The following is a 17,820-nucleotide window of genomic DNA, read 5'->3' as shown; positions in this document are numbered from 1 at the left end:
CCAAGCGTGGAAGGTTCCACCGGCCAAGGCTCTCCGGAACTCTGGAATGGTGCACCTCAGATGTTCGGTTCGTTCATCCTCGCGCGGATTCCCCAATCCCACCCCGCCGAACGGGAGAGCGAGGATGTACTTCTCGGCATTAAAGTCAGTTCATCACAGCCATGGAAGCAGTTGCGTAGGCTCCAAGCGTGATACTAGTCTTTTCAGGCTGCTCCACCGGGCGAAACTCTCCGAGCTCGATGTGTCGCGGCTTGGCGGTGATATTGACCAGATGGAGTTGCCGCGGCATTCCGGAGGCAGCCGTGAGGAAGGCGAGAACAGCATTAGGGTCGGACGACCGACACTCCCACCAATGGCGACCGGAAAGACGAGATAAGGTGGACACCGTATTCAAGAGCGGTCGTGGGGTTCCCGCCGCCGAAGGTTCATTTTCCGCGGCGATCAGTCCGAAAGATCCTGTCAGCGCCGAAAGCGTCAGGCATTCCAAACCGGCATCGAGGATGTGGGCGGCATAGCCAAGCGCAAAGGCCGCGCCGAAGCGGGCATTGTGCCGAGGGTCGGCATTCGCCATGGCGATGCGTCCGCCGTTGGGATTGTCCATCGTCCGGCTGCCGTAAGGGTTCTGCCGCATCGGTATGGTCGAGGGGCCGATGCGATAGGGCCCATCTCCGTAAATGGCGCGCACGGAGCGGGTGATGAACGGCAATGCTTCGAGCGTCTGCATGACGCTGAGGTCGTCGGCCGCATGAACGATCGGGTTGGTGCAATGGGTGATGAAGTCGAGGCTGTCGGCAGGAACGCGTTTGCGATTGAGCTCTGTGAAATAACTCAGCATGCCGCCGCCGAGGCGCATGCCGGGAAAGGCGGTGTGAGCGGCGGCATAGACCTCTTCAAGAGGTGGGCACTCGGGCCATTTGCTGCCGGGAGGCGTCGATTGCCGGTCGACCGACGGCGATATGACGATCGCATCCGGCCTGAAGCCGGTATCGCGCATCCAGGTCGCGATCTGCCGTGCTTCGTCAAGCGGAGCTTGGCGACACGGCAATGCGATTTCCAATGTCGATCGGCCAGCATGAACCGCCTTGATCGCGGCGAAGGATTTTAAAGCCTCCGCGCCATGGCCGACGTCGGGATCGAAGTGAAACAGCAATTCCTGCGGCGCGATTTCGCTAAGGCGATCACGGGCGGCAAGCGTCGCCCCAACCTCTTCCGGGGTGATGACAAGCCCGATTGCAGGCATCCTGCCGGACTTCGTTCCCGGGCTCAGCGTGACCGGACCCGTATCCGCAACTTTAGCCGATACGGCCGGCGAAGAACGGATATCCTCTACTGTGAGAACGATCCTCTGCCGCATGGGCTCGCCGGCCGGGATGCGGTAGGGCCAGGGCAGGGCAAGCGGGCGAACATAGGTCTTGTAGGATGCGTCGGACCAGTTGCGCTGGTCTTCCATTTCGAATGTGTCGCCTTCCATACGGCATTGTGCCGTCACGTCCGGCATTACGCGATGGGTGATCGCCCGCATGTCCTTGAAAGGTTGCCATGGCTCGATCAGGTCGGGAAAGCGGCTGTCCCGGCAGCTGCCATCGACATGCTCCACCGATGCGGGCATGCCCGCGAGACCGACGATCGGATGCAGGATGCAGAAGCCGCAGCGATTGGTCTCGAAGCCGGTGGCAGAGAGGGCTTCCGCTTCGAAGACGAGCGTGCCCCCCGCCTCGGCCGTGATCCGCACATCGACGGCGAGATTCGTGTTCAGAGGCCCCGCGCAACGCGCGACATAGGAGACGGAGAAGGCGTCTTGCCTCTGATTGATCCGCAGGTCGCCGATGGCGGGCGCATAGGTGCCCCAATCGCGATCGCGAACGAGGTAGGAAACGGCCCGCAGGACCTCGACGCCGTCATAGCAGATGGTCCTCAGATTACCGTCCTTGAAATCGACGGCCAGCTTGCCGGCGCTCAGCCGCACCGGCGGTGTCTCCGCCTCGCGCGTGCCGTAGAACTGAAACGTGTCGCTCTCGGTCGTCATTGCAGCATCGCACCGATATCGACCGCGCGGCCGCTGGTGGCGCTCTCATAGGCGGCCTCGACGAGCGCGAAGGTCTTGAGATTGTCTGCGCCGGAGGTGGTGGTCTCGCCGCCATCGGCGAGGCGGTCTGTCCAGTGCTGCTGGATCGCTAGGACGCTCTCCTGAATGTTGTGCCATGGACGCGAGGCCCAGGGCAGAAGCTGCGGCGAGGCATCGGAAACGGCAATGCCGTCGGGGCCGTTGACCTCGATGCGATAGCCTTGCGACAGCCGGAGTGTGCCCTTCGTGCCGTCGAGCTCGATCAGCGTCTCGGGGAACGGCTCTACGGCGGGCTTGGAGGCGTAGCTGACGTCGACGATCGATGTTGCGCCGTTCTCATGGTCGAGCAGGATGGTGGCGACATCCTCGCCCTTGATCTTCGGATTGACCCGCTTGGTGCGGGCCGTGAGCGATGTGACGTCGCCGAGGATGAAGCGGGCGATATCGAGCGTGTGAATGCCCAGATCTTCGATAATGAAGCGCGCTCCCTCGGCCAGATAAGGCTGACCCGAGAAAACGTCGTAACCGGAGCGAAAGGAGAAGCGGCCCCAGAAAGGTTCGCCGATCGCCCCCGACTGCAGGATGGCCTTGACCACCTGAATAGGCGTCTGCCAGCGGAAGTTTTCATGCACCATCAGCGGCACGCCGGCCTGCGCGCAGACAGCGACCATCGACTTGGCATCGTTCAGCGTCTTTGCGAATGGCTTCTGGCAGATCGCCGGGGTCTTGTGAGCGGCAGCCATTTCCACCAGGGCGCGGTGGCTCTGCACGGTCGTGGCTATATCGACGAAATCGAAGCCGCCGTCGCCAAACATCGTGGCGGCATCCGTGTAGCGGCGCTCGATGCCGAACTGGTCGCCGACGATCTTAAGACGCTCTGGGTCGCGATCGCATATTACGACGATATCAGCGCCCTTGACGTCTTTCCACGCGTGCATCTGATTGATCGCGAAGAAGCCGCAACCGATCAACGCGCCCTTGAGTCCTGCCATTTCAGCCTGCCTTTGCCATTTGCATGAGAGTTACGCGCTGCTGGAGACGCCGCTGTGCCTGATCCACGACCACGGCGACGATGATGACCAATCCTTTGATGACCATCTGCCAGAAGGATGACACGCCCGTCATCACAAGGCCGTCCGAAAGGATGCCGATCACGAAGGCGCCTATGATGGTGCCGCCGATGGTGCCGCGACCGCCCGACATGGAAGTGCCGCCGAGCACTGCCGCCGCGATCGCATTCAGCTCGAAGCTCTCGCCGGTGGCGGGATGCGCGGCCATCAGCTCCGACGATATGACGATGCCGACGATGGCAGCGCAAAGCCCCGAGAACATGTAGACGAAAATCTTGACCACATCGACCCGGATGCCGGACATGCGCGCGGCGCGCTCGTTTCCGCCCACGGCGAAAATATGCCGCCCGATCGGCGTCGAGCGTGCGACATACGCGGCGATCAGCGCGAGTACGATCAGGATCCAGATGGAAACCGGAAGACCGAGCAGCCGGCCGGCGCCGAAGACGTCGAAGCCGGTCGTATCGTATTCCGGCCGCCCGACCAGATTGGGAAAGGTCTGCCCATCCGAGGACAGGAGCGCAAGGCCGCGGGCGACATAGAGCGTTCCGAGCGTGGCGATGAAAGGCGCGACGTTGAGCTTGGTGATGAGCAGGCCGTTGATGAGGCCGATCAGCAACCCGACGGCCAGGGTGATGAGAATGATTTCGTAGATGTCGAAGTAGACGGTATATCCGATCGGCAGATCTATACCGTTCAGGATAAGGGCGCCTGCCACCATGCCGCATAGGCCGACGATCGAACCGACCGAGAGGTCGATGCCACCGGTCACGATCACGAAGGTCATGCCCATGGCGAGAAAGGCGTTGAGCGCGACATGCTTCGACATCAGGATGATGTTGGCGGTCGAGGTGAAATTCGGCGCGAAGATCGCAAAGAAGATAATCACCGAAAACAGCGCAATGAAGGTCCTGAGCTTCATCACCGCCAGGAGAACAGAGCCGTTCGAGCGGTTGGCCGCAAGGCCGGAGGACGTATGTGCCGTCATGACGCGAGTTTCCCTTTGTGTCCGTGTCCGTCGGCGGATGCCGCGATGATGGCCTCTTCCGTCGCTTCGCTTCTGTCGAGTACGGTCACGAGCTTGCCGTTGCTGAGCACCGCGATGCGGTCCGAAAGAGCCATGACCTCTTCAAGGTCCGATGTCGAAAACAGGATTGCCAGGCCCTTGCCGGCGAGCCGGCGCATGGTGCGAAAGACGTCGGCCTTGGCACCGACATCGATGCCGCGGCTCGGCTCGTCCATCAACAGCACCTTCGGGTCGGTCATGAGCGCCTTGCCGATGACGACCTTCTGCTGATTGCCGCCGGACATGGATGTGACCTCGAAATCGGGGTTGGGCGCCTTGATCGAAAGGTCGCGGATCATATCGCGAATGGCGCTCTTTTCCGCCGCCGCATCGATGTGGACGAACAAACGGGCGAAACGGCCGAGGCTGGCAAGCGTCAGATTGCTGGCGATGGACAGGACCTGCACCAAACCCTCGCGCTGGCGATCTTCGGGGATCAGGGCCAGGCCGCGCCGGATGCGTGTGGTCGTATCCTGCGCGCGAACCTCAACGCCATCGACGTAGATCCGCCCGGTGGAGTGCGTATGCCGGCCCATGACGCATTCGAAGAATTCGCTGCGGCCGGCACCCATCAGGCCGTATATTCCGAGTATCTCGCCGGCACGTACGCAGAGCGAAACATGATCGACGGCGAGGCCGCCGGTGCGTCTCGGCAAGCTGATGTCCTCGGCACGAAAGGCTTCCTTGCCGATGGTATGGCTGCTGGATTTGGCAAAGTCCTTGGCATCGGACCCGATCATCGAGCGGACGATCCATCGCGTGTCGATATCGCGAACCATCGCCTGGCCGGTAATCTGACCGTCGCGCAGAACTGTGATGTAATCGCCGATGCGCATCAGCTCTTCCAGCCGGTGCGAGATATAGACGATCGCAACGCCCTGGGCTTTCAGCTCGGCGATGACCTTGAACAGGACATCGACCTCGGCGGCGGAAAGCGCCGATGTCGGCTCGTCCATGATCAGGATGCGGGCATCTAGCGAAATCGCCTTGGCGATTTCGACCAGCTGCTGCTGTCCGATCGGCAGATCCTCGACCATGGTTTCGGCGCTGATGTCGGCGTCGAGTTTCCTGAGGAACTCATTCGCCTTGTCGATCTGCGCCTTGTGGTCGATGCCGAGAATGCCGCGGGTGATCTCCCGCGTCGCAAACATGTTCTCGGCAACGGACATGTTGGCGAAGAGGTTGAGTTCCTGGAAGATCATGCCGATGCCGCGCGCCTGTGCATCGGGCGGGCTGCTGAAGGACACGTCCTTACCCTCGAGCAGGATGCGGCCGGAAGTCGGCCGTTCGACGCCTGCGATGATTTTCATCAGCGTCGATTTGCCGGCGCCGTTCTCGCCCACGAGAACATTGACGGCGCCGCGATGGAGTTCGAGATTCGCGCGCTTGACCGCGACAATGCCGGAATAGACCTTCGAGACTTCCTCGAGGCGCAGGATGATGTCGTTGCCGGAGGCGGTGTTCATCGTCATTGTCCCAATGTCAGGGCCGAAGGAGTCACCAGCGGCAATTGGCCCGACATGGGCTGAGGAAATGCGCCTGTGATGGTGACCGTCTTTCCGGCCAGGCCGTCGCGAGGAAGGGTACCGAGAAAGGCGGCGTTGATCTTCTCATTGAACGCCTTGCCGAACTGTGCCCATTCGATCTGGTTCTTGAAACTGTTGAAGTCGACGAAATCCAGTGCGTCGCGAAGCGCCGTTCCGCGGATGGCCGGTCCGATCTGGACTTTGGCGTCGGCTTTGCCGTCGCCGTCGACGTCAACGTCCAGCGTCGCGGCGCGCGACAACGTGTCGGTTGCAACTATCCTGCCGCTCAGCTTCACGGCATAGGTCCATGGCGAGCCGGATTGCTTGCGTGGGTTGCCGTATCGGGCTCCGGCTTCGTCAGGGCTGGCGGCAAGGGCCTGCAGCACCGCTTTCAGGTCGCCGGCGCGCTTTTCAAGGCTCGGTATCGCTTGGGGCTGCCAGATGGCATCAACCCGGGCAGTCGGATCGAAAGCGTTCTTCGCCTCTGCGGCGGCCTTTTCCTTGGCCGTCGGCGTCTTGATGATCTTGCATCCGGGTAGCGCCGCGATCAGTAAAGTGGCCGCAATCACCCCTGCGATCCTCGCCATGCAATGCACCTCAATCTCTCGACGAACAGGGCGGAGAGCGTGGAGCACGCTCTCCGCGACTGCATGGTTGACCGTTAGTCTTTCAGCGCGAAAGTCTCGAGCTTGTCGGCATTGCCGGCGTTGATGAGAACGCAATCCATAAGCTGCTTCTCTTCCTTCGGCACGGTCTTGTTCTTGATGTACGCGTCGGCCTGCTGCACGGCCATTTGCGCCTGTGCATAGGCAGGCTGAAGCACCGTTGCCTTGATGCCGCCCGCCTTGATGGAATCGCGCACGTCGTTCGACCCGTCGAAGCCGACGACAATCACATCCTTGCGGCCGGCAGCCTGAAGGGCGGCAATCGCACCCATCGCCATGGTGTCGTTGCCCGAGATCACGCCCTTGATGTCGGGATTTGCCTGAAGGATGGTTTCCATCTTGGCGTAGGCTTCGGTCTGGCTCCAGTTCGCCGACTGCTTGGCCACGAGCTTCAGGTCCGGAAAATCATCGATGACATCGTGATATCCCTGCGAGCGGATGCCGGCATTGGTGTCGGATTCCTTGCCGACGAGCTCGACATAGTTGCCCTTCTCGCCCATGAGCTTGACGAATTCCTGCGCGCCGAGCTGGGCACCCTGATAGTTGTTGGAAACGATCTGGGCGGCGGCGACGCCGGTGGCGTTGATTTCTCGGTCGATCAGGAAGGAGGGGATGCCGGCGTCCTTGGCCTTCTTGACGGCGGCTACCGTCGCATCCGCACCGGCATTGTCGAGGATGATGGCTTTGGCACCGCGGCCGATTGCCGTGTCGATGACTTCCGACTGCTTGTTGGCATCGTCGTCATGCGTCATGACAAGCGTTTCGTACCCCAACTCCTTCGCCTTCGCTTCGGCACCGACGGCCTCTGCCTTGAAGAACGGGTTGTCGGGGGCCGGCGTGATGACGGCGATCAGGTCGGCGGCGAATACGGGCATTGCCGTTCCCAGGGCAAGCGCACCGGCGAAGGCTGCAAGTGTCAGTCTGCGTGTCAGTTTCATGGTCTCCTCCCAGTTATGAAACAGGCCCTGTTCCCGGCAGGGCAGCAAAGGGAGGGCGGCGCCCTCCCAGGGACAGCGATCAGGTGATGCGACGGATGCTTTCTGCAATCTCCTGCGGCTCGAACACCTTCTTCCAGTCGTCGCGCATCAGCGCGGGGATGCCGAACTCGATCGCCTTGTTGCAGGCATCCGAGAACACGCCTTCCACTTCCTTGAAGATAACGGCGCCGAGCACATTCATGTGACCCAGAAGGAAGTCGCGGGCGGCCTCGGCCGGAACGCCGCGGGCAATGCATTCATCCATGGCCTGGCGCATGATGACGAGCAGCGACGCGCAAACCGTTTCCGAAAGGCCCGGTTCCAGCATCGCCATCTGCTCGACGGTGACGCGGTGCGAGCGCATGACGGGCGCCCAGATGACCTTGGCGATTTCCTCGCCAAGGTCATAGGTGCTCTCCGGCCCCTGCATCAGTGCCGATACGATGTGCTGTTTGGCAAACAGGCCGCCGAAGTGATCCTTCTTCGCCTGCATGTCGGTTTCGTCGTTGAAGATCGGCGGATGGCACGGGTGGGTAACGAAATAGGTGAGGTCTTCCCGCTTGGGGAGATGTCCCGCGAAGGGGGCGGCGGCGTCGAGAGCGACGACCATGGTGCCTGGCTTCAGCTTGTCGACGATGCCGGCGGCGACCTTGCTGATCGCCGTATCCGGCACGGCAAGGATAACGACCTCGGCACCGTCCAAAGCAGCGTCGACCGGCACGCAATCGATGGAAAGGTCGTTCTTAAGGCGGGCCTTGCCGATATCGCTGACCTCGACATGGCGCACATCGAAACGGGAACCTTTCAGGTTCTTGGCGAGCCTGTAGCCCATTTTGCCGCCGGCGCCGAAAAGAGCAATTGCAGTCATGTTCGTACCTCGTTCACTTTCAGAGTGTGGTAACGCAAGTGGTATGATGAGTCAATGAGCATGCCATTTGTCCGGGCGAAAAATGGGCATGTCCGCCTCAGGATCCTCTGCCGTCGCGGATCTGCGCGAAGTAATCGTCGGTCCCGACCTGTCCGCCCTTGAGGGCGATCTGCAGACCGTTGGTGCGGGAATAACTGCCATGGGCCGTGCAGAGCGGCGATCCGGGGGTTTGCAGTAATGGCAGGAGGGTCGTGAGTGCCTCGACGCGCAGTTCCTTCAGCGCATGGCTCGATGTGTCGCCGCCGGCAATGACGGCGCGGCCGAGGTTTTCCTGTTCGATCAGGCGCCGCAGAATGGTGCCAAGGGCCTGCCCGAGGCGATGCCTTGCGCCGGGAATGCGATCGATGTCACCGCCGCGATCGGCGGAAGGCCCAAGCGCGGTATGAAGAATGACGCTGCGACCGGCTTTCAGGCTGGCAATGCCGTTCTTGACGGCCGCGTCCAGCGCGCTCGCAGCGCTTTCGCCGATAAGCTCCAGCGGATCAAGGTCGATGCCGTCAAACCCGTTGGCCGCGGCGCGGCGAATCTGCCGTTCCGTGGTTGGCGACACGCTGCCGGAAACAACAGCCAGCCGATCGACCCTGCCTGGAGATGCGAATTCCGGCCTTGGTCCCATCAGGCCCTCGCTGCTCCAGGCGCTCAGAAGGGCGTATTCGACACCGGAGGAGCCCGCCACGAAAGCGTTGCCCTTGCCCGCAAGGCGCCACACCTGGCGTCCCGCTGCAATTTGCGTTTCCGGGCTGTCGACGTCGAGAAGCAGAATGCCCTTGGTTTCGGTCGCGAGTTCATCGATCCGCCCGTCTGCATCGGCTGCGCGGATGGTGACGAGATCGGCGATGCTGACGGGAAGGGATGTCTGTTTTCTCAGGTGCAGGGTCAGGTCGGCCTCATCCATCGGAGTGACCGGATGCCGGCTCATGACCGGGTGCCGGTCTATCCGGAAGACCCGGCCCTGATAGGCCGCGAAGAGATGGCCGAAAGCGGTGTAACGTTTCAGTTGCGGCGCTCCAACCACGATCGGCACGACCGACTGTTCGAAGAGCGCCTTGCCGATCTCGATCGCCTTGCCGATGTTGCCGATGTCGGGGCCTGAATCGAACGTGGAGCAGACCTTGTAATGGCATATCGCCGCATCGAGGCTCCTCAGCCAGTGGAACGCCGGCGTCAGATGTTCGTCCATCCATTGTGGCGTTTCACTGCGGCTGGTGCCGGCAATGCCGATGGCGCGGCAATCCTTGAACCGCTTCCGCATAGCCTCGCTCGGAATGCCGAGAAAGAGAACCGTCGGCACGCCGTTCGAGGCAAGAGCCTCCATGACGTCGGTCGAGCCGGTGAAATCGTCGCCGTAATAGCCGAGAAGAAGATCGGACATTGCTGTCAGGCGTCCTTGCCGCCGCTGAATTTTGCGATCGAGGCGGCAAGCTCGGAATGGTTCCTGGCGTAATCCGCAAGCGGTATGTCGGAAACCGCAGCCTGCCACGCCTGCTGGATGGCGCGAACGCCGGCAGCCGGCCCGAACGGATGGCTGACGATGCCGCCGCCGCAGAGATAGAGAAGGTCCGTGGTCCGCCCCGTGCGCTGGTAGGTTTCCGGCGCCTGACCTCCCCATTGCCCGGAACCCGCGACGGGGAGCGGACAGTCCGTGGGATCGAATAACGGCGTGCTGACTGCCCTGAAAGACTCGACGAAGCTGTCGTCCGGCTCCCAGTATTTGACCCGGATGCCGTTGATCTGGAATTGATCGACGCCAAGCAGGCGCCAGAACTGCTGATAGACCTTGAAATCCATTCCGGCACCGGGATGACGGGTCAGCACGTCCCAGCCGTTGCGATGCGCGTGCAGCACCAGGTCGGAGCGCTTGCGCAGGAAGCTCATCCCGCCGAAACCTACGGAGTTGATGTTGACGACGGCGCAATTGCCGCCGGCCTTCAGCACCAGATCGTGATTGCGCATCATCTCGTCGGGATCGGCGTGCGAGATGCCGAACGCATACATCACCTTCTTGCCAGTCTTCTGCTCGTGATCGAGGATTAGCGGCATGATGGCCTCGACGCGCTCCTTCAGCGGTGAATAGGCCGGGCTCATCAGCTTTTCGTCGTCCTTGATGAAATCGACGCCCGAACCGATCAATTCGCCGACAAGCGCTGCCGTTTCCTTCGGCCGCAGGCCGAGTGCCGGCTTGACGATGGTGCCGATGATGGGGCGGCCGCTGACGCCGGTCAGGCGCATGCTGCCGGCAACACCGAATTGCGGGCCGGGATGCGCGTCGCGAAAAGCCTCCGGCAGCTTCATGTTGACGATGCGGATGCCGGTCATGCCCTTGATCGAGTAGACACCGCCGATCGCGATGGTCATGAGCGCCGCCAGATCGGTGCCGATCGCGTCCAGCGGAAAGGCTATGTCGACGTCGGCGCGGTGGATCGGGCCATGTCCCTCCGCCGCTTCCGGCCAGGTCGGATGATCAATGTCGGGCAAGGGACGGATCGCGATGACGCGGGCGGCGACGCGCGCCTTCAGCTCTTCCGTTTCGCCCGGTACGGCAACAAAAGTTCCGGTCGATTGATCGCTGGCGATCTTGCGGGCCATCGCTTCGATGCTGCCGGGCGTTTCGATACGATAGGTGACGGTGATGGTCATGGACGGCTGAACGCTCCTCTCGCACACGACTTTTAGCGTGGCGCAAACTGGTAATCTGGTATAATGAGTATTCCAACTTCTGCAAAGACTTTTTTGCCCGGCAGCGGATACCGCGTTTCGTAATGGGGCTTCCGCCGAGGCAACAAAAATGCATAAGGGAGGAAAAGCTTTGAGAAAGCGGGGTTCCATGGGCCAGCCAGTCGAACAGATTATACGTCGAAAGCTGTCTGACGAGGTATTCGACCGGCTGGAGCGGTTGATCACCTCGGGAGAGCTCAAGCCTGGCGATGAGATGCCATCCGAGCGTGTCCTCATGGAGCGATTCGGCGTCGGCCGTCCGGCGATTCGCGAGGCCATGCAGGCGCTTGCCAATATGGGGCTGGTGAATATTTCGCACGGCGAGCGCGCCAAGGTGTTGCAGCTCACGGCAAAATCGATCTTCCGACAGGTCGATCTGACCGCCAAGATCATGCTGTCACAATCGTCGGACTCGCTCGAGCATCTGAAGAGCGCCCGAATTTTCTTCGAGCGCGGCATGGCACGCGAAGCGGCATTGCGCGTAACGGAAAAGGATGTCGCCGATCTTCACGAGATCATCAAACGGCAGCGCGCGTCGCTGGGACATGCGGAAGAATTCATTTCGGCCGACATGCAGTTCCATACGCGCATTGCCCAGATTTCCGGGAATCCGATCTTTGCCGCCGTCAGTGAAGCCATGCTGGCATGGCTGAAGGAATATCACACGGAAATGCTAATCTGGAGCGGCAAGGAGAAATTCACGCTTGCCGAACACGAAGAGATCCTGGAGTGCCTTGCCGTCAACAACGCGGACGGCGCCGAGGCGGCGGTGCTCAAGCATCTGGAACGCTCGCGTGCGCTGTATATGAAATAGAACGTCCGCTCGGCCTATGTGGGAAATTATCGGCCTTGTTGCACGGATCGTGCAGGTGGCTGATATTTGGGGAGAAATCATCTTCAGGATTTGCCGCATGCCGCACAAGTTCAACTCCACCCGCCGACACAAGAGAGCCATACTGCGTGGACAATAATTTCAGCGTGAAAACGATGTCGGCGATAGAGAGGATCACGATCTGTCATCGCCCGTCATCCCACATCGAATTCCAAGTTCCGCTAAGTTTACGATGGTGACCTGTCATCGCCAAATATAATGGATTACGGTGCGCCCGTCTGGGAGATGTGAGGTGTTTCGACCACTCATCTTAGGGTTGAAACCCAATCAAACGATTGATGTAATTACGTTTCCATGATTCACTCTCCTGATAAGGGGAGTTTTGGACTATGGCAGGAGAATTCTGGCTTGATGATCGGCAATGGGCGGTGATCGCGCCTTTGCTTCCAACGAACCAACCCGGCGCCCATCGAACCGACGACCGCCGGGTGATTAGCGGCATCATCCATGTGCTGCGAACTGGCTGCCGGTGGCAGGATTGTCCTGCTTGCTACGGCCCCTCGACCACCGTCTACAATCGCTTCCATCGTTGGTCTGCCAAAGGTATATGGCGGCGGCTGTTTGAAACTCTGGTGCAAACGACCGATCGGGACATTCACATGATCGACAGTACCACCGCAAAGGCACACCGATCCGCCTCTGGCGGAAAAGGGGGGCAGATGCGCAAGCAATCGGCCGCTCAAGAGGCGGCAGATCGACAAAAATCCATGCTGTTGTCGATCGTTGCGGCCGTCCAATCGCGCTGGGAATAACGCCTGGACAGCGCGGTGATGCTCCCGTCGCCATCCCGCTGCTCGAACCACTGCCGCCGAGCCGCCTTTGCGCTACGGATACGGCTTACAATAGTGACACTTTACGTGACTTTCTCAAAGTACGTGGCACTGAACCGGTCATTCCTAACAATCCGACGCGTAAGCGCATCAGGCCTTTCGACCCCATCGCCTACCGCCGAAGGAACATCATTGAACGTACCTTTTGCCGCCTCAAGGACTGGCGGCGGGTCGCCACACGATATGACAAGCTCATGCTGAACTTTACAGCAACTTGCTTCATCGCAGCCATCATCATCTGGTGGGCCTGATTGAGTCATCGGGTAATTTGTGGCTGCCTCCCTCGGACCTGAAAGATGGGTCACATTCTGGCTGTGGAACGTAGAAGAAAGGAAGCAGCCATGAAACATTATGCCGGATTGGACCTGTCGATGGAAACCACGCAGGTCTGCATTGTTGATGAGACCGGTCCGCAGATCGCCTCGATGAAGGTCGAGAGCAGTCCCGAGGAAAGGCCGTTTCAATTCATCTGGGCCTATGTCCGTATCGGCATATAGAAAGCTCAGTGGCGATAGTAACTGGATCCGCTGGAGATACGGTTGGACAGGCGCTCATAGCGCCGACAACTGGAGGTAGTGGCATCCTAGGTTACGACGTGGGCGAGAAAACGCAGAGATTGTTAGCTCAATCGGTATCTTTTGACTCGATGTGAGCGGTGGGGAACATGTTGCTGCACTAAGGGTTTCTTGCCATCATGCATGACAGAGTGATGTGCAATGCAGCAAGCGACCGTGCTGATAATCGAGGATGAGCCGCTTATTCGGATGGCCGTGGCGGACGATCTTGTCGATGCGGGCTTTCGGGTTCTCGAGGCGGGGAATGCGGATGAGGCATTGGCCATCCTTGAAAGTGACCATAGTATTGGTGCAATCTTCACCGATATCGATATGCCCGGCAGTCTGGATGGCTTAGAGCTCGCCTGGATCGTCAGGGATCGGTGGCCGCCGGTCCATATAATCGTGACGTCGGGCCATCGAAAAGTTGAAGAACGCGATATGCCCGAGCGGGCGCGGTTCTTCCCGAAGCCTTATGCTCATCAACCCGTCATCGACACGCTGAGAACCTTGCTTGGCTAGGTCGAAGTGCCACGTTGCCGTTCCATAAAATCAGTGGCGACCTCTCGCGAGGCCATGATATGAAGTATCGGCCTACCGAAAGCACAGATTTTCATGACAGACGCAAACGACCAACATCCGACGCCTGCGACCATGGCCGATCTTCCCCATCTGGCGGAGGCGCTCGACGACGACCGGTTTCGGCAGTTTCTCGATCATGTTCCGTTCGCGGTCGCGGTCGCCGAAATCGGCGAGGACGAAGTGCTCGTCTATGCCAATATCGAGTTCGAGCGCCTGATAGGCATGCCGGCCGAAGAGCTTCAGGGTAAGCCATGGTCAGTTCTTCCAGCGGCTGTTTCCCTTGCCGAGGGACCGAAACTTGCAACAGCCTTGCTGGAAAACGAAGAGTATCTCGGCGCCTTCACCATCCGGGCTGATGACGGCACACGGGTCGTCGATGCCTGGTCGAACACGATCGTCGATGACTTCGGCAAACCCCTGTTCCGGTTGTTGGCGATGTCCGCGCGCGAACGTTCGGACGATACGGCGGTGTTGACCGAGACGCTTGTGGAAAAAGATGTCTTGCTCAAAGAGCTCCAGCACCGGGTCAAGAATAATCTTCAGATGATCACCGCGCTGATCCGCATGGAAGCGCGCAATGCTCAGCGGCAGGAAGAGAGAGAGCCGTTCAATCGACTGGCTGGCCGCATCGAGGCGCTGTCGATCCTTTACCGCTCGCTCTACGGCAGCAGTGAAACCGAAACGGTCGATCTGGGAACCTATGTCAGTCAGATCGCATCCTCGGTGATGGCGGCGCATGCCATCGAAGGCATTCGACTCGACATGAAGGTCGACACCTGGCCGGTTTCGGTCAATGTCGCGATGCCTGTCGGCCTTCTCGTCAACGAATTGATGACCAATGCCCTGAAATACGCCTTTGTCGGTCTTGACGGAGGCTCGCTCACGGTTCGTTGCACCGTAGATGACGATGGCTGCAAGGTTCTCGTCGCTGACGACGGAGTCGGCCTTTCCGACAAAACCGACTGGCCACAGCGAGGCAAGCTCAGCGCCATGATCGTTCAGTCTGTCAGACATAATGCAAAAGCCGAGATCGACGTCAGCTCACAGCCTGGCCAGGGTATGGCGGTTACGATCACTTTCAAGCGCGGCGACGCCATCGAGCCGTGAACGCTCATCAATTCTATTTACGGGGCCTGCCGTACCCAAACACTGACATTCCCCGCATTCGTCGGAAAAGTAGCCTTTCCCTCCTGGTCTACTCTGATTTGCTCGTCGCGGTGGCCCAGAAAATCATGAAACACCGCGCCAGCCTGATTGGCGCCCAGATCGACAAATTTTTCATGGTATTGGTCATTGGACATGATCACGACACAGCCAGGCTCTTCAGCGGTGCCGTGGCGAATAAACCCGATGCAATGCTCGTCGTCGAGCATATCGGTTTGAGATCCGTTGGCGAAACGTTTGCGCGCTTCAATGAGTTTTGGCAGGCAATTGACGGCCGGCATGTCCACCTCCTGCTTATTGCCGTCTGCGCCGGTATCGCTATAACTTGCGCCGTATAGATCAGGATAGAACACGCATGGCACACCTTCCTCGCGCAGCAGGATCAGCGCGTATGCGAGTGGCTTGAACCAAGGCTCGACAGAGGCCTCAAGCGCCTGCAATGGCTGGGTGTCGTGATTGTCGACGAGGGTAACCGTATGCTCCGGTGCTGCCGAAACCAGCGAACCATCAAAGATCGTCCGCATATCGAAATCGCTTCCCTGCTTTGATGCTTCGTGGAAGCGGTGATGAAGCGCGACGTCGAAGAGCATGAACTGCTTGTCGACAAGATCAAGATAGCTTTTCAGAGCACCCATATCGGGATCCCAGTACTCCGCCACGATAAAAAGAGCGGGACTGACCGTATCGCGCATATGGCGGACCCAGTCGCGGAAGAACCATGCTGGAATATGCTTAGCTGCGTCGAGTCGGAAGCCGTCGACTGGTATCTGCTCGGAAAGCCATCGGCCCCAGTATTTTAACTCCTCATAAACCGCCTTGTTGCGAAACTCGACATCGGCGCCCATGAGATAGTCGAAGTTGCCCTTTTCATCATCGACTTCGTTGCTCCATTCGCCTTCGCCATATTCGTTGACGAGCCGAAAAATCCCCGTCTCGTCGGGTCGCTCGATGAGGTCGACACCGCTGAAGCATTTGTGATCCCATATGAATTGCGAGTGTTTGCCCTGTCGGCCGGGAAAGGTGAACCGGGTATAGGCAAGCGCCTGAAATTCCTCGTCCTCGATTTGCGTGCGATCGTCAGGATTGACGCGGCGGACATGCACGCTTTCCTTCTCATCGGCTCCCATCTTGTGATTGAAGACGACATCATGGATGACGCGGATATTATTGTTTTTCAGTTCTGCGCACGCTTGTTCAAGCCCCGGGCGCTCGCCGTATTTGGTGGCAACGGTACCTTTTTGGTCGAATTCGCCGAGATCGAAAAGGTCGTAAGTATCATAACCGACCGAGTACCCCCCGGCCGCACCCTTATACGCTGGCGGCAACCAAACATCGGTTATGCCCATTTCGGCAAGGCTCGCAGCCTTTTCTCCCACCTCGCTGCATAGTCGTCCGCCATCCGGATAGTACCAATGAAAGAACTGAAGCAAGGTGCGCGCGGTCATAGGTCCCTCTCGTCCGTGATAACGTCAAGAACGGGTATGTTCCAAAACTGTTCCGTTGCGAAGAACCAGAGCAAGACCGACACACGTGCCAAAAAAGAATGGATTCAGACAGCACGGTCGGGTTCAAGGGCTTGATCCCGTCGCAACCATCTCCATAATCGCAAGGATGACAAGATCTGGATTGTAGGGCTTTGCCATGAAGCGTGCTTCAACAGGCAACGTGTCGATATCGACTCTGCGATGGCCGGACGTTGCGATAATCTTGATTGACGGCCACCTCTCCCGCACCGCTGCGGCGAACTCGATGCCGTCGACGCCACCAGGCATGTCGATAACGGTGAACAGCACCTCGATCTGCGTGTGGGCGATCAGCAGTTCGATTGCCTCCGAAGCATTGGCGGCTTCGAACACTTCAAAGCCGGCCTCCTCCAGTTCACCAGCGATGGCCATTCGAACGAGTGCCTCGTCTTCGACAACGAGAACGGCTGTGTGGTGAATGGCCATGTGGCCTATGTTTCTGGTGGCCATGGCCCGGGATGGACTTCCGACAAGGAATTCTGTCTTCAGGATCAATCGAGTTTCGCAATCAGCGTGCAGACAACGCCGTCGATGCCAGCCGGCACTGAAGGCAGGACTGCTGCCGAAGGTCGGCAGGCCGGAGCCAAAGCCCGCGGAACACGTCGTCGAACAGGCGAATCACCTCGCGATGCAGCGACAGGAAGGGTCCCGGTCGTCATCGCGCAGGACAGTCGGAACCTGGTTGCCATTGTTGCGGCGCCAGGGAATCAGATCACGAACACTCATAGTTTTCTCCAATGAAAGAACACAAGGGGCAAAAACACCAGCATTTGCGGGCTTTTCCTTGGGTTCAGTTGTTATTTGACCGGCATTTTGGCCGATCGGCTAAACGTCTCACTTCCGCAGGACAAAGATGTCCTTCGGTCCTTCAACCATTCTCCAATTCGTGATCCTGATGCTCTCGGCTTCGGTCACAGAGTGGCGTTCGGCTCCCGGTTTCCCATTCTCCATTATGAGCGCAGCCCAGTCCTGCCGGGCTCGCTAGACAACCATCAGGACAACCGGGATATCGTCGACGCGTCTTCCGTGGTGCTAGTGTCGCGCGGCTCATAGGCGCGCTGGTCACGCAGGATCTGGAAGGCAATCGTCAAAAGCTTGCGCGCAATCGCCACTCGCGCCTTGTTTGTTCCTCTGATTGTTGGTTTCCACGCAGAACTGAGCCGGTTAGGCACATAATTTCCATTGAGAATTGAGCCATGTGAACCTTCCCCAACGCGTAGAGCGACGGGGGCAACGGAGTGATCCACATGGGACTTTTAAACA

At 59.4% G+C, this 17,820-nt stretch carries 16 protein-coding genes and 3 pseudogenes; 5 read left to right on the top strand and 14 right to left on the bottom strand.

Annotated features, from left to right (window positions below):
* Window positions 1-145 precede the first annotated feature (145 nt).
* From apnL to oiaX, 9 genes are all read right to left on the bottom strand, one after another.
* Entirely contained in the window at window positions 146-2,026 is a 1,881-nt protein-coding gene (gene apnL, locus GR212_RS33440; protein WP_163993742.1) for a D-apionate lactonase, read from the bottom strand.
* Window positions 2,023-3,057 (bottom strand): Gfo/Idh/MocA family protein, encoded by a 1,035-nt coding sequence (locus tag GR212_RS33435; protein WP_163993740.1) that lies wholly within the window; start codon window positions 3,055-3,057, stop codon window positions 2,023-2,025. The genes apnL and GR212_RS33435 overlap by 4 nt, the downstream gene beginning before the upstream one ends.
* A 1-nt stretch (window position 3,058) precedes the next feature.
* A complete protein-coding gene (locus GR212_RS33430; RefSeq protein WP_163993738.1) occupies window positions 3,059-4,123 on the bottom strand; it encodes an ABC transporter permease in 1,065 nt (354 codons plus the stop codon).
* A complete protein-coding gene (locus GR212_RS33425) occupies window positions 4,120-5,667 on the bottom strand; it encodes a sugar ABC transporter ATP-binding protein (RefSeq protein ID WP_432444429.1) in 1,548 nt (515 codons plus the stop codon). Before GR212_RS33425 ends, GR212_RS33430 begins: the two co-directional genes overlap by 4 nt.
* Before the next feature lie 2 nt (window positions 5,668-5,669).
* Window positions 5,670-6,314 carry a DUF2291 family protein gene (locus GR212_RS33420; protein ID WP_163993735.1) on the bottom strand — a complete coding sequence of 215 codons (645 nt, stop codon included), beginning with the start codon at window positions 6,312-6,314 and terminating at the stop codon, window positions 5,670-5,672.
* A gap of 74 nt (window positions 6,315-6,388) precedes the next feature.
* Window positions 6,389-7,330, bottom strand: coding sequence for a D-ribose ABC transporter substrate-binding protein (locus tag GR212_RS33415; protein ID WP_163993733.1), 942 nt, complete (start codon window positions 7,328-7,330; stop codon window positions 6,389-6,391).
* Window positions 7,331-7,409: 79 nt separating this feature from the next.
* On the bottom strand, window positions 7,410-8,237 hold the full coding sequence (locus tag GR212_RS33410; RefSeq protein ID WP_163993732.1) for a phosphogluconate dehydrogenase C-terminal domain-containing protein: 828 nt from the start codon (window positions 8,235-8,237) through the stop codon (window positions 7,410-7,412).
* Between the two features lie 97 nt (window positions 8,238-8,334).
* The gene (locus GR212_RS33405) at window positions 8,335-9,669 is read right to left on the bottom strand and encodes a four-carbon acid sugar kinase family protein (RefSeq protein ID WP_163993730.1); all 1,335 of its coding nucleotides are present in this window, start codon (window positions 9,667-9,669) and stop codon (window positions 8,335-8,337) included.
* A 5-nt stretch (window positions 9,670-9,674) separates the two neighbouring features.
* On the bottom strand, window positions 9,675-10,934 hold the full coding sequence (gene oiaX / locus GR212_RS33400; protein ID WP_163993728.1) for a 3-oxo-isoapionate-4-phosphate decarboxylase OiaX: 1,260 nt from the start codon (window positions 10,932-10,934) through the stop codon (window positions 9,675-9,677).
* A 187-nt stretch (window positions 10,935-11,121) separates the two neighbouring features.
* Between oiaX and GR212_RS33395 the strand changes: the two genes are divergently transcribed.
* On the top strand, window positions 11,122-11,826 hold the full coding sequence (locus GR212_RS33395) for a transcriptional regulator NanR (protein ID WP_163993803.1): 705 nt from the start codon (window positions 11,122-11,124) through the stop codon (window positions 11,824-11,826).
* A 134-nt stretch (window positions 11,827-11,960) separates the two neighbouring features.
* Here the strand turns inward: GR212_RS33395 and GR212_RS37660 are convergent.
* Window positions 11,961-12,032 (bottom strand): annotated as a pseudogene (locus GR212_RS37660) (IS6 family transposase); the annotation flags it as partial.
* Between the two features lie 201 nt (window positions 12,033-12,233).
* On the opposite strand from GR212_RS37660, the gene GR212_RS37885 reads away from it, so the two are divergent.
* The 4 genes from GR212_RS37885 (at window position 12,234) to GR212_RS33375 (ending at window position 14,977) form a co-directional block, all read left to right on the top strand.
* Window positions 12,234-12,985, top strand: a protein-coding gene (locus GR212_RS37885; protein ID WP_163993725.1) for an IS5 family transposase whose coding sequence is annotated in 2 segments (ribosomal slippage) — window positions 12,234-12,564 and window positions 12,564-12,985 — 753 coding nt in all. Because the reading frame shifts where the segments join, the coding sequence is not laid out codon by codon here.
* A 90-nt stretch (window positions 12,986-13,075) separates the two neighbouring features.
* The gene (locus GR212_RS33385) at window positions 13,076-13,231 is read left to right on the top strand and encodes a hypothetical protein (RefSeq protein ID WP_204326871.1); all 156 of its coding nucleotides are present in this window, start codon (window positions 13,076-13,078) and stop codon (window positions 13,229-13,231) included.
* A 219-nt stretch (window positions 13,232-13,450) separates the two neighbouring features.
* Entirely contained in the window at window positions 13,451-13,810 is a 360-nt protein-coding gene (locus tag GR212_RS33380; protein ID WP_163993723.1) for a response regulator, read from the top strand.
* A gap of 93 nt (window positions 13,811-13,903) precedes the next feature.
* A complete protein-coding gene (locus GR212_RS33375) occupies window positions 13,904-14,977 on the top strand; it encodes a sensor histidine kinase (RefSeq protein ID WP_163993722.1) in 1,074 nt (357 codons plus the stop codon).
* A gap of 17 nt (window positions 14,978-14,994) precedes the next feature.
* Here the strand turns inward: GR212_RS33375 and amyA are convergent, their stop codons facing one another.
* The 4 genes and pseudogenes from amyA to GR212_RS37375 all read right to left on the bottom strand — a co-directional run.
* Window positions 14,995-16,479, bottom strand: a complete 1,485-nt coding sequence (gene amyA, locus GR212_RS33370) for an alpha-amylase (protein ID WP_163993720.1) — start codon at window positions 16,477-16,479, stop codon at window positions 14,995-14,997.
* Window positions 16,480-16,602: 123 nt separating this feature from the next.
* A complete protein-coding gene (locus tag GR212_RS33365) occupies window positions 16,603-16,983 on the bottom strand; it encodes a response regulator (RefSeq protein WP_163993801.1) in 381 nt (126 codons plus the stop codon).
* A gap of 108 nt (window positions 16,984-17,091) precedes the next feature.
* Window positions 17,092-17,283 (bottom strand): annotated as a pseudogene (locus GR212_RS37380) (Hsp20/alpha crystallin family protein); the annotation flags it as partial.
* 266 nt (window positions 17,284-17,549) lie between these two features.
* A pseudogene (locus GR212_RS37375) lies at window positions 17,550-17,690 on the bottom strand (IS110 family transposase); the annotation flags it as partial.
* Between the last annotated feature and the right edge of the window lie 130 nt (window positions 17,691-17,820).

Source organism: Martinezella lusitana, assembly GCF_010668395.1.
Classification (GTDB): domain Bacteria; phylum Pseudomonadota; class Alphaproteobacteria; order Rhizobiales; family Rhizobiaceae; genus Rhizobium; species Rhizobium lusitanum_A.
Note: the sequence above shows the minus strand (reverse complement) of the source record. Positions and strands in the feature narration are given on the sequence as shown.

Excerpts from the sequence above, each read along its gene's own strand:
- GR212_RS33435 (WP_163993740.1), bottom strand. The coding sequence starts at position 3,057 with ATGGCAGGACTCAAGGGCGCGTTGATCGGTTGCGGCTTCTTCGCGATC.
- GR212_RS33430 (WP_163993738.1), bottom strand. The coding sequence starts at position 4,123 with ATGACGGCACATACGTCCTCCGGCCTTGCGGCCAACCGCTCGAACGGC.
- GR212_RS33380 (WP_163993723.1), top strand. The coding sequence starts at position 13,451 with ATGCAGCAAGCGACCGTGCTGATAATCGAGGATGAGCCGCTTATTCGG.
- GR212_RS33420 (WP_163993735.1), bottom strand. The coding sequence starts at position 6,314 with ATGGCGAGGATCGCAGGGGTGATTGCGGCCACTTTACTGATCGCGGCG.
- GR212_RS33365 (WP_163993801.1), bottom strand. The coding sequence starts at position 16,983 with ATGGCCATTCACCACACAGCCGTTCTCGTTGTCGAAGACGAGGCACTC.
- GR212_RS33415 (WP_163993733.1), bottom strand. The coding sequence starts at position 7,330 with ATGAAACTGACACGCAGACTGACACTTGCAGCCTTCGCCGGTGCGCTT.
- GR212_RS33405 (WP_163993730.1), bottom strand. The coding sequence starts at position 9,669 with ATGTCCGATCTTCTTCTCGGCTATTACGGCGACGATTTCACCGGCTCG.
- GR212_RS33395 (WP_163993803.1), top strand. The coding sequence starts at position 11,122 with ATGGGCCAGCCAGTCGAACAGATTATACGTCGAAAGCTGTCTGACGAG.
- GR212_RS33385 (WP_204326871.1), top strand. The coding sequence starts at position 13,076 with ATGAAACATTATGCCGGATTGGACCTGTCGATGGAAACCACGCAGGTC.
- oiaX (WP_163993728.1), bottom strand. The coding sequence starts at position 10,934 with ATGACCATCACCGTCACCTATCGTATCGAAACGCCCGGCAGCATCGAA.
- GR212_RS33410 (WP_163993732.1), bottom strand. The coding sequence starts at position 8,237 with ATGACTGCAATTGCTCTTTTCGGCGCCGGCGGCAAAATGGGCTACAGG.
- GR212_RS33425 (WP_432444429.1), bottom strand. The coding sequence starts at position 5,667 with ATGAACACCGCCTCCGGCAACGACATCATCCTGCGCCTCGAGGAAGTC.
- GR212_RS33375 (WP_163993722.1), top strand. The coding sequence starts at position 13,904 with ATGACAGACGCAAACGACCAACATCCGACGCCTGCGACCATGGCCGAT.
- apnL (WP_163993742.1), bottom strand. The coding sequence starts at position 2,026 with ATGACGACCGAGAGCGACACGTTTCAGTTCTACGGCACGCGCGAGGCG.
- amyA (WP_163993720.1), bottom strand. The coding sequence starts at position 16,479 with ATGACCGCGCGCACCTTGCTTCAGTTCTTTCATTGGTACTATCCGGAT.